Below are 10,586 nucleotides of genomic sequence, written 5' to 3' on the forward strand. Positions count from 1 at the left end.
TCGCCTCGACCGTGGACTTGCCGATTACGTTGCGCGGCCGGGCCAGCTCGATCTTTCACCTACGTGTGGGCGCCGCCCGGCGGGGCCCTGCCGGACCCCGCCGGGCGGCTCGACTTCGACTGGCGCAATGGGGACGTGCTGTAGCCGCCGCTACGCCCCCGAGACGCTCGGGGCTCCGGTCTCGATGTGCCCGGTGTAGCGGCGCGACCAGGTGCCGTCGGAGTCGGCCAGGACGGTGAAGTCATACCAGCCGTTCTGGTGGGCCACCGCGTTGAAGTGGTCCTCGCGGGAGGAGTTCGCCGGGACCGTGTAGGTCCACGGGCCGTCCGTGCGGTAGGCGTTGGAGCGGATCGTGAAGGTGACCGGGGCGCCGGAGGCGTTCGTCATCCTGAAGTGGAGCGCCGTCCTGCCGGTGCCCGGCTCGGCCGCGTAGCGGGCCGCGACCTCCAGGGCCCTGCCCGGCTTGGTCGCGTCGCCGATGAAGCGGCGCAGGAAGCGGTTCGGGCCGAGCATCGAGAGGTCGTACTTGCCGGAACCGTGGCCCAGGCCGATGTTGAAGTAGTCCGTCGCGGCCGCGCCCGGGTCCACCGTGTACTGCCAGGCCGCCGTGTCCCGGTGCTGGTGGGGGTGGATCGAGAAGTGCGCCGCCCGCTTCGCCTCCGCGCCCTGGTTGGACATCGAGAACCAGGCCAGGATCTTGCCGGCCGCCCCGAACTCGAAGCGGTCCAGGTTGCCGTTGACCTGGTACGGGAGCGCCCGCGCCGGCCGGGTCCCCGGCTCCTGGGCCGGCAGGGCGTTGTTCTGCGGCACCGGGTTCGGGAGCGGCGCGCAGGTGGCCTGGCCGATCACCTTCGCCGTGGACGGGAGGCCCGCCGGGACGCCGTAGACCGGGTGCGCGAAGTCGAAGACGCCGGTCAGGTCGCCGGTGACCCGGCGGCGCCACGCGCTGATGTTCGGACAGGCGGCGGGCGTGCCGAGGGCTGCCGTCCACCGCTCCATGAACCGCAGCACCGAGGTGTGGTCGAAGACCTCCGAACTGACCCAGCCGCCGCGCGTCCACGGGGACATCACGATCATCGGGACCCGGAAGCCGAGCCCGATCGGGACGCCGTCCAGGTACTCGCCGGGCGTGCCGGGCGGCGCGACGGGCGGCGGCACGTGGTCGAAGAAGCCGTCGTTCTCGTCGTAGTTGAGGAACAGCACGGTGGAGTCGAAGACCTCCGGGTTCGCGGCGAGCGCCCGGTAGACGAGGTCCACGAAGTGCGCGCCGTCGCCGGGCGGGGCGTACGGGTGCTCGGAGAACGCCTCGTTCGCCACGACCCAGGACACCTGCGGGAGCGTGCCGGCCAGGGAGTCGGCGCGGATCGCGGCCGCGATGTCGTCCGGGGTGGAGCCGGTCACCCGGGGGACCGAGCCCATGCCCCGGTCCCACAGCGGGTTGCCGGGGGCCGCGTCGGTGAACTTCTTGAAGTAGGCCAGGCCGTTGTCCCCGTAGTTGTCCTGGGCGTTCTGGTAGACCTTCCAGCTCACGCCGGCCCGCTGGAGGGCCTCCGCGTACGTCTCCCAGGTCAGGCCGGACTCGTCGCCGCCGTCCTTGCTGCCCGCGTCGATCCTGCCGCTCCACAGGAAGGTGCGGTTCGGGCCGGTCGCGCTGAGCGCGGAGCAGAAGTACCCGTCGCAGACCGTGTACTGGTCGGCGAGCCCGTAGTGGAAGGGGATGTCGCCGCGGTCCAGGTAGCCGAGGGTGCGCGTGTTGCCGACGCCGGTGACGAAGTTGTCCATCCGCCCCTTGTTCCAGGCGGCGTGCTGCGAGGTCCAGCTGTGCGGGAGGTCGCCGTTGCACTGGGCGAGGGTCTCGCCGTCGACCCCGCCCGCCGGCGGGGTGGCGGACAGCTTCCACGGGTACTGGCGGCCGCCCCAGTTGGGCTGCTGGAAGGTGCCCCACCCGCCGGGGATGTTGCCGGCCGCGCGGTCGCCGAAGCCCCGGACGCCCCGGAGCCTGCCGAAGTAGTGGTCGAAGCTGCGGTTCTCCTGCATCAGGATCACCACGTGCTTCACGTCGGTGAGGGTGCCGCTCGCGGCGGCGGCCGCCGCCGACGCGGGCGCGGCGCCGGGCAGCGCGGCCCCCGCCACCAGTCCGGCGCCGATACCCACGAACCCTCTGCGGCTGATCGGTGTCACGGGCCCCTCGCCTCCAACTCGTGTGCCCCGGCGGCACAATGACCGCAAGAGTGGCGGCAGCCGCGCCAAAGGTCTACAGCCGTGCGGTAAGAAGTCGGTGAACATCGGGGTGGCCGGATTCAGCCGTCCAGGCGGACAAGCATCTTGCCCAGATTGTCGCCCTTGAGCATGCCCCTGAACGCCTCCACCGTGTGCTCGAAGCCCTGGACAACGGTGGTGTCGGTGCCGATCCGGCCACTGCGCAGGTGGGGTACGAGGAAGCCCTCCAACTCGTCTTGCAGATTGGTGTGATTGCGAACCAATACCCCTTCCAGGCGGAGCGACTTGTGTACGACCTCGAAGAGGTTGCGGGGCGCCGCGGGGGAGCGGTCGCCGTTGTACAGGGAGATGGCACCCACCCAGGCGATGCGCCCGTACTCGCGCAAGCCGTCGATCGCGCCCTCCAGGTGGCCGCCGCCCACGTTGTCCACGTACACGTCGATGCCGTCCGGAGCGGCCCGCGCGAGCAGCTCGCCGACCGGCCCGTCGTGGTAGTCGAAGGCCGCGTCGAAGCCGAGCTCGCCGGTGAGGTGGCGGACCTTCGCCGCCGAGCCCGCGCTGCCGATGATCCGGCCGGCGCCGAGCAGCCGGGCGATGTGGCCGGCCGCCGTGCCGACCCCGCCCGCCGCGGCGGAGACGAAGAGGTTCTCGCCCGCGCGCAGGGCCGCGGTCCGGGTCAGGGCGGCGTACGCGGTCAGGCCGGTGCCGCCCAGGATGGAGAGGTACGCCTCCAGCGGCACCCCCTCGTGGCCGCGGAGCCGGCGGGTGCCGTCCGCACCGAGGGTGACGAGGGCGTGCGTGCGCCAGCCGGCACGGTGGAAGACGAGGTCGCCCTCGGCCAGGCCCGGGTCGCGGGAGGCGGTCACCCGGCCCACCGCCCGTCCCTCCAGCGGGGCGTTCAGCTCGAAGCCGCCCTCGCCGCCGTCCATCAGCCCGCGGTGGTAGGGGTCCACCGAGAGCAGCAGGTTCTCCACCAGCGCCGTGCCGGGCGCGGGCTCCGGGACGGGGAAGGAGACATGGGCGAAGTCGTCGGCGGCGGGGAAGCCGACGGGGCGGGCGGTCTGGTGGACGGCGTGAGCGGTGCGCGTGGTCATGGCCCCGACGCTAGGAAGGAATCCCGCGGCCGGGCAGGGGGTTGCGCTCATGGAAGCCGCACGCCCATGAACGACGCTCATAGAACGAGGTGGGAGCCCCCGTGGCCGATCTCCTCCCGCAGGAACTCCGGATCCTGGTCGCCGTCGCGGAGCGCGGCGGCTTCTCCGCGGCGGCCGCCGCGCTCGGCCTGACCCAGTCCGCCGTCTCGCACGCCGTGCGCGGCAGCGAGGCCAAGGTCGGCGCCGTCCTCTTCGAGCGGGGGCGCACCGGGGCCCGGCCCACCGCGGCGGGGGAGCGGGCCGCCGCCCACGCCCGCCGGATCCTGCGGCTGTACGAGGTCATGGGCGAGGAGGTGCGCGGCGCGGGCCGGGACACGTCCGGCGGGGACGCCGTCGGGGGCGTCCTGCGGATCGCGGCGTTCCGCAGCGCGGCCCTGCACCTGCTGCCGCCCGCCCTGGAACGGCTCGCCGCCCGGCACCCCGGCATCCGTCTCGAGGTGCGGGTGGTGCGCGAACTCGGCGCCGGCACCGCCGGTGAGGTCGCCGCAGGCCGCGCCGACCTGGGCATCGCCACTTTGGGCGGATCGCCGGAGCTGCCGCCGGGGCTGCTGTGCGGGGTGCTGGTGGAGGAGGCGTACGCCCTGGTCCACCCGGCGGGACACCCGGATCCGAGGGCGCTGCCCCTGCTGGACTGGGACGAGAACTGCGGCTCGTACACCCGCGACTGGTGGCGGGCCCAGGACTGGATCCCGCGGGCCACCGTCAAGGCCGAGGACGACGGGATGGTGCTGACGATGGTCGGCCGCGGGCTCGGCATGGCGATCCTCCCGGAGCTGTCGCTGCGCGAGGACGCCCCGGGCGTCCAGATCACCGGTCTGGGCCCCCTGGGGCCGGTGCGCACGGTGGGATACGTCACCACACCGGAATCGGCGGCTTCCCGCACGGTGAGGGCTCTGATCAGGGAACTTCGCGCCGCGAGGGGCTGAAACGGACCTCCGGCGAGGGGTTCGCGGGCGGGTTCGGCGTCTCAGATAGTAGGAAGTCCGAGTAAGTGCGGAGACATACAGCCGGACCTGGCCTAGCTTGGTAGGAGCCGAACGTCTCGCCGATCCGGCGAATGGCGGTCGTGAGCGCGCGCCCCCGGCAGGCAACCCCTGCGGCGCACCGCTCCCCGCCTCTTCCGGCGCCTTGAAGGAACCCCTCATCCGTGGCCCCGCCACGCCGTGATCTCAAGGAGTCGATCACCATGACCCCCACCACCGCTGCCGTCCGCCGTGTCCGCCACTCCTCCACGGCGGACTCCGACCGCAAGAACGCCGCCGCCGCCCTCCAGCGTGCGCTGGACCGCCGCGACAACGGCGGCTCGACCGGCCACTGAGCCCGCGCGGGGCCTCTGAGCAGGCATTCGCCCACCGTCGCCCCGGACATGTTGCGTTCACGATGGTCCACATGGTGGACGTAATATGTCTGAGGGCTGGGACACGGAGTACGGTTTCGTCATGTCGACCAGCATCAATCTCGCAGTGATCCCCGGTGATGGCATCGGCCAGGAAGTCGTGGCTCAGGGACTCAAGGTCCTTACCGCGGTCCTGCCCCAGGATGTGAAGCTGGAGACCAGGCCATACGACCTCGGGGCCCAGCGCTGGCACCGCACCGGTGAAACCCTTCCGGACGCGGAGCTGGAGGCCCTCAGGCACCACGACGCGATCCTGCTGGGCGCCATCGGCGACCCCTCGGTCCCGTCCGGCGTGCTGGAGCGCGGTCTGCTGCTGAAGCTCCGCTTCGCCTTCGACCACTTCATCAACCTGCGCCCGTCGAAGCTGTTCCCGAACACCGCCACCCCGCTGGCCGGCCGTCCGGAGATCGACTTCGTCGTGGTCCGCGAGGGCACCGAGGGTCCGTACACCGGCAACGGCGGCTCGCTGCGCACCGGCACCCCCGCCGAGGTGGCCACCGAGGTCAGCGTCAATACGGCGTACGGCGTCGAGCGCGTCGTCCGCGACGCCTACGAGCGGGCGAACGCCCGTCCCCGCAAGAAGCTGACGCTGGTCCACAAGAACAACGTCCTCGTGTACGCGGGCCACCTGTGGAAGAACGTCTTCGACACGGTCGGCCGGGAGTACCCCGAGGTCACCACCGACTACCTGCACGTCGACGCCGCGACGATCTTCTTCGTCACCCAGCCGGAGCGCTTCGACGTCATCGTCACGGACAACCTCTTCGGTGACATCCTCACCGACCTGGCCGCCGCCGTCACCGGCGGGATCGGCCTGGCCGCCTCCGGGAACATCAACCCGACCGGCGCCTTCCCGTCCATGTTCGAGCCCGTCCACGGCTCGGCCCCGGACATCGCGGGCACCGGCAAGGCCGACCCGACCGCGACGATCCTGTCCGTCGCCCTCCTGCTGCGCCACCTGGGCTACGAGGCCCAGGCCGCCCGCATCGAGGACGCCGTCTGCGCCGACCTCGCGGAGCGCGACGGCACCTTCCGCTCCACCGACGCCATCGGCGACGCCCTCGCCGCTCGCGTAGCCGGCTGACCCGGCCGCTCCACCTGAAGGAAGCCGCCGGGTCGTCATCGCCCCGGCGGCTTCTCCTGTGCGGCCCCGGGTGTCACCATCTCCCCTGGGCCGCAAACCCCCCCGTTTCACCGAACCCCTCGCGCGGGCGATAATCGAACGCGAGGCCGCTGAATACGGGGAAGCTCGGACGTCCTAGTACGCATGAGCGCGGTCCGCCATACACAACGGTGAAGGACAAGCACTCATGACGACGCCCACGATCGAGCTCAAGCCCTCCTCGAACCCGCTGTCCGACGCGGAGCGCGAGGCGATCCTGGCCAGCCCCGGCTTCGGCCGCCACTTCACCGACAACATGGTGACGATCAAGTGGACCGAGGGCCGCGGCTGGCACGACGCCGAGCTGGTCCCGTACGCGCCGCTGTCGATCGACCCCGCGAACATGACGCTGCACTACGCGCAGACGATCTTCGAGGGCCTCAAGGCGTACCGCCAGCCCGACGGCACCGTGGCCACCTTCCGCCCCGAGGCCAACGCCGAGCGGTTCCAGACCTCCGCCCGCCGCATGGCCATGCCCGAGCTGCCCGTCGACCTGTTCATCTCGGCCTGCGACGCGCTGATCCAGCAGGACCGCGCCTGGGTCCCGGACTCCGGCGAGGCTTCGCTGTACCTGCGGCCGTTCATGTTCGCGTCCGAGGTCGGCCTGGGCGTCCGCCCGGCCAACGAGTTCCTCTTCATCGTCATCGCCTCACCCGCCGGCGCCTACTTCCCGGGCGGCGTGAAGCCCGTCTCCGTCTGGCTCTCCGAGGACTACGTGCGCGCCGTCAAGGGCGGCACCGGCGCCGCCAAGACCGGCGGCAACTACGCGGCCTCCCTCGTCGCCCAGGCCCAGGCCGCCTCGCACGGCTGCGACCAGGTGGTCTGGCTCGACGCCGTCGAGCACCGCTGGATCGAGGAGATGGGCGGCATGAACCTGTACTTCGTGTACGGCGACCGCATCGTCACCCCCGAGCTCACCGGCTCGCTCCTGCCGGGCATCACCCGCGACTCCCTCCTCACCATCGCCCGCGACCTGGGCTACACCGCCGAAGAGGGCCGGATCACCACCGAGGACTGGAAGCGCGACAACGAGAACGGCACCCTGACCGAGGTGTTCGCCTGCGGCACGGCCGCCGTCATCACCCCGGTCGGCTCGGTCAAGTCCGAGCGCGCCAACTGGACCCAGGGCGACGGCGAGCCCGGCCGGGTCACCATGCGCCTGCGCAAGGCACTCCTGGAACTCCAGACCGGCCACGCCGCCGACGCGCACGGCTGGATGCACCCGCTCGGCTAGTGCCGCCCGCGCGGACAGTCCCGCGCGGACAGTCCCGCGTACGAAGGCCCGCGCCCCCGGAAGCTCCGCAGGCGCGGGCCTTCGCCGTACGGGGGCGCGGGCTCAGGCCGCCGTCCGCACCGCCGGCTCCTCGGCGGGAGCCGGGGCGGGAGCCGGGGAGGCGCCGGCGGTCAGTGCGGCGTACGCGAGGCCGCCCGCCAGACCGGACAGCACGAAGGAGCAGTCCACCCCGCCGGTCAGGGCCAGCAGCGGGCCCTCGTAGAAGGGGGTGGTCACGGCGAGCAGGCCGACCCCGGCGCCGATCGCCCAGGAGACGGTGGCGCGCGGGTTCCAGCCGCCGCGGTACCAGTAGAGCCCGCCGACCGAACGGCGGTTGAAGACCTGGAGGGCCTCGGCGTCGTACCGTCCGCGGCAGCGCGCGTAGCCGATCAGGGTGATCACCGCCCAGGGGGTGCCGATCGCGGTCAGCAGCAGGACGAAGGAGGTCATCGCGGCCTGCGCGTTCCACCCGAAGGAGCCGACGAAGACGAAGCCGGTGGCGACGGCCGCGGCGGCCAGGGTGGCCGTGGTGCGCGTGACCCGGGGGAGGATCGCGTCGAGGTCGAGCCCCATGGAGTAGAGCATCAGCCCGGCGTTGCCCACCGAGCCGCCCGCGGCGGCGGCGAGCAGCGGGAGCAGGTACCAGGAGGGCGCGGCGGCCACGAGCGGACCGGCGTACTCGGCGCCCGCCCGGGCGGCGAGCGCGGTGAAGGTACCGAACAGCTGCGGGACCAGCAGGCCGGCGAGCAGGCCGAGGGCGGTGGCCCCGAGCACCGTACGGGAAGCGTGCCGGCGCGGGGAGACGTAGCGGGTGTAGTCACCGAGCAGCGTGATGAAGGCGACGGGTCCGCTCAGCCCGGCGGCGACGGTGGCGAGCAGCCAGGTCGGCCAGAACGAGCCGAGGAGGTACGGGGTGTCCGGCGGGGCGGCCGCGGTGAAGTCGCCGGAGTAGGCGAACACGCCGGCCGCGAGCAGCACCAGCATGCCGACGGACAGCACCTTGCTCACGCGCAGCAGCAGCCGGTAGCCGAAGACGGCCCCGACGACGGTGCACACGGCCAGTACGCCGTACATCGCGGCCCGCGTGCCGCCCGTGTCCGGGAGCCCGGTGAGCCGGGAGAGGACCCCGGCCATCACGTCGCCGCCGATCCACAGGGTCAGGGCGGTGTAGCCGAGCGAGAGCAGCAGGCCGACCACCGAGCCGACGAGACGGCCGCGGACGCCGAACTGGGCGCCGCTGGAGGTGGACAGGTTGGTGCCGGTGCGCAGGGAGACGAGAGCGAGCGGCGCGGTGAAGGCGATGCCGACGACGGTGCCGGTCACGATGGCGGTGACCGAGGGCCACAGGCCCAGTCCGAAGGACGGGGGCAGCCAGCCGAAGACGATCACGCCGAGACAGAGGTTGGAGCCGAGCAGGATCGAGATCAGGTCACGGGGACCGCTCGTCCGCTCCTCCTCGGGGATGGTGTCGACTCCGCGCTGTTCGATGGGCATGGGGGACTCCCTTGGCAGGGCGGGGGGTGGTCGCACAGTGTTTGAGCGACACTCAATGTGACGCACTCCCGTACGCCAGGTCAATGATTCCCTCCCATGCGATGAAGAGTTAGAGTGATGCTCTAACCCATTGACTCAAGAGGTGGTGGATCGGCGTGCGGCTGACCCCTACGGAGCGCGACCGGCTGCTGCTCCGCAGCGCTGCGGAACTGGCCCGGGCCCGACGGGGCCGCGGCCTGAGACTCAACGTCCCGGAGGCCACCGCGCTCATCGCGGACACGGTCTGCGAGGCGGCACGGGACGGGAAGCGGCTCGCGGAGGCCATCGAGGAGGCCCGCTCGGTGCTGGGCGCGGACGACGTCCTGCCCGGCGTCTGCGACGTGGTCACCGAGGTGCACGTGGAGGCCGTCTTCGACGACGGATCCCGCCTCGCGGTCGTCTCGGCCCCCATCCGGGGCGCCGTCCCGCTCGGCGACGACGCCCCGGGCGCCGTGGTCCCCGGGCCGGGCGTGCCGCAGCCGGAGCCGGTCCTCCACCTGCGGGTGCGCAACACCGCGGCCGTTCCGGTGAGCGTGACCTCGCACTTCCACTTCTTCGAGGCCAACCCGCGCCTGGACTTCGACCGGGCCGCCGCCTACGGCATGCGGCTGTGCGTGCCCGCCGGCTCCTCCGTCCGGTTCGACCCGCACGGCGAGGGCGAGGTCGGACTGGTCCCGATCGGCGGCGAGCGCGTCGCCATCGGCTTCGCGGGGCTGGTCGACGGCCCGCTGGACGCCCCCGGCGCCAAGGCGGAGGCCCTGCGCCGCGCGGCGGCCTGCGGCTACCTCGGCACGGGGCCGGCCGGTCCCGCCGAAGCGGCCGGGCCCACCGGCCCCACTGGTCCCGCCGACCCCACCGGCCCGCACGGAGCCGCACCCGGACCCACGGCCTGCCCGGAAGGAAACCCCGCATGAGCCGCCAGACCCCCCACAGCGATCACTGTGCCCCCGGGGGCCGGCACATCGACCCGCACGAGTACGCGGCGGTGCACGGTCCCCGCGCCGGGGACCGGGTCCGCCTCGGGGACTCCGGGCTCACCGTCCGGGTGGAGTCGGATTCGCAGCGGCCGGGGGACGAGTTCCTGGCGGGCTTCGGGAAGACGGCGCGGGACGGGCTGCACCTGAAGGCGGCGGCGGTCCGGGACACCTGTGACGTGGTGATCAGCAACGTGCTGGTCATCGACGCGGTGCTCGGCATCCGCAAGGTGTCCATCGGCATCCGCGAGGGCCGGATCCACGCGATCGGCCGCGCCGGCAATCCCGACACCCTCGACGGAGTCGACGTCGTCGTCGGCACCGGCACCTCGATCGTCTCCGGCGAGGGCCTGATCGCCACGGCCGGAGCCGTCGACACCCACGTCCACCTGCTCTCCCCGCGCATCATGGAAGCCTCGCTCGCCGCGGGTGTCACCACGGTCATCGGCCAGGAGTTCGGCCCCGTGTGGGGCGTCGGCGTCAACTCCCCGTGGGCCCTCAAGCACGCCTTCAACGCCTTCGACGCGTGGCCGGTGAACATCGGCTTCCTCGCGCGGGGTTCCTCCTCGGATCCGGCTCCGCTGATCGAGGCGCTCGCGGAGGGCGGTGCGTCCGGGTTCAAGGTCCATGAGGACATGGGCGCGCACACGCGCGCCCTGGACACCGCCCTGCGTGTGGCCGAGGAGTACGACGTGCAGGTCGCCCTGCACAGCGACGGCCTCAACGAGTGCCTGTCGGTGGAGGACACCCTTCGGGTCCTGGACGGGCGGACGATCCACGCCTTCCACATCGAGGGCTGCGGCGGCGGGCACGTGCCCAACGTGCTGAAGATGGCGGGGGTGGCGAACGTGATCGGTTCCTCCACCAATCCGAC

General features: G+C 72.4%; 9 protein-coding genes. 6 read left to right on the forward strand and 3 right to left on the reverse strand.

What is annotated here, in order from left to right; translation table 11 throughout:
- Positions 1-150: 150 nt before the first annotated feature.
- Complete coding sequence (locus ABT106_RS28410) at positions 151-2,181, reverse strand: phosphocholine-specific phospholipase C (RefSeq protein ID WP_351282916.1); 2,031 nt, start codon at positions 2,179-2,181, stop codon at positions 151-153.
- Between the two features lie 119 nt (positions 2,182-2,300).
- Complete coding sequence (locus tag ABT106_RS28415; RefSeq protein ID WP_351282918.1) at positions 2,301-3,314, reverse strand: NADP-dependent oxidoreductase; 1,014 nt, start codon at positions 3,312-3,314, stop codon at positions 2,301-2,303.
- A 101-nt stretch (positions 3,315-3,415) separates the two neighbouring features.
- Here ABT106_RS28415 and ABT106_RS28420 point away from each other — a divergent pair, with 101 nt between their 5' ends.
- The 4 genes from ABT106_RS28420 to ABT106_RS28435 all read left to right on the forward strand — a co-directional run bounded on the left by ABT106_RS28420 (position 3,416) and on the right by ABT106_RS28435 (position 7,166).
- Positions 3,416-4,300: a LysR family transcriptional regulator gene (locus ABT106_RS28420; protein ID WP_351282921.1), complete on the forward strand. Its 885-nt coding sequence runs from the start codon at positions 3,416-3,418 to the stop codon at positions 4,298-4,300.
- 260 nt (positions 4,301-4,560) lie between these two features.
- On the forward strand, positions 4,561-4,692 hold the full coding sequence (locus ABT106_RS28425; protein WP_267717669.1) for a hypothetical protein: 132 nt from the start codon (positions 4,561-4,563) through the stop codon (positions 4,690-4,692).
- Between the two features lie 121 nt (positions 4,693-4,813).
- The gene (locus tag ABT106_RS28430) at positions 4,814-5,854 is read left to right on the forward strand and encodes a 3-isopropylmalate dehydrogenase (protein WP_351282923.1); all 1,041 of its coding nucleotides are present in this window, start codon (positions 4,814-4,816) and stop codon (positions 5,852-5,854) included.
- Positions 5,855-6,080: 226 nt separating this feature from the next.
- Positions 6,081-7,166, forward strand: a complete 1,086-nt coding sequence (locus ABT106_RS28435; protein WP_351282925.1) for a branched-chain amino acid aminotransferase — start codon at positions 6,081-6,083, stop codon at positions 7,164-7,166.
- 102 nt (positions 7,167-7,268) lie between these two features.
- Here the strand turns inward: ABT106_RS28435 and ABT106_RS28440 are convergent, their stop codons facing one another.
- The gene (locus ABT106_RS28440) at positions 7,269-8,699 is read right to left on the reverse strand and encodes a cytosine permease (protein ID WP_351282927.1); all 1,431 of its coding nucleotides are present in this window, start codon (positions 8,697-8,699) and stop codon (positions 7,269-7,271) included.
- Between the two features lie 155 nt (positions 8,700-8,854).
- On the opposite strand from ABT106_RS28440, the gene ureA reads away from it, so the two are divergent.
- Together ureA and ABT106_RS28450 are read left to right on the forward strand one after the other, a co-directional pair.
- On the forward strand, positions 8,855-9,652 hold the full coding sequence (gene ureA, locus ABT106_RS28445) for an urease subunit gamma (protein ID WP_351282929.1): 798 nt from the start codon (positions 8,855-8,857) through the stop codon (positions 9,650-9,652).
- On the forward strand, positions 9,649-10,586 hold a 938-nt coding region (locus tag ABT106_RS28450), incomplete at its 3' end, for an urease subunit alpha (protein ID WP_351282931.1). The genes ureA and ABT106_RS28450, both read left to right, overlap by 4 nt.

The organism is Streptomyces sp. NPDC002044 (assembly GCF_040296725.1).
Classification (GTDB): domain Bacteria; phylum Actinomycetota; class Actinomycetes; order Streptomycetales; family Streptomycetaceae; genus Streptomyces; species Streptomyces antarcticus.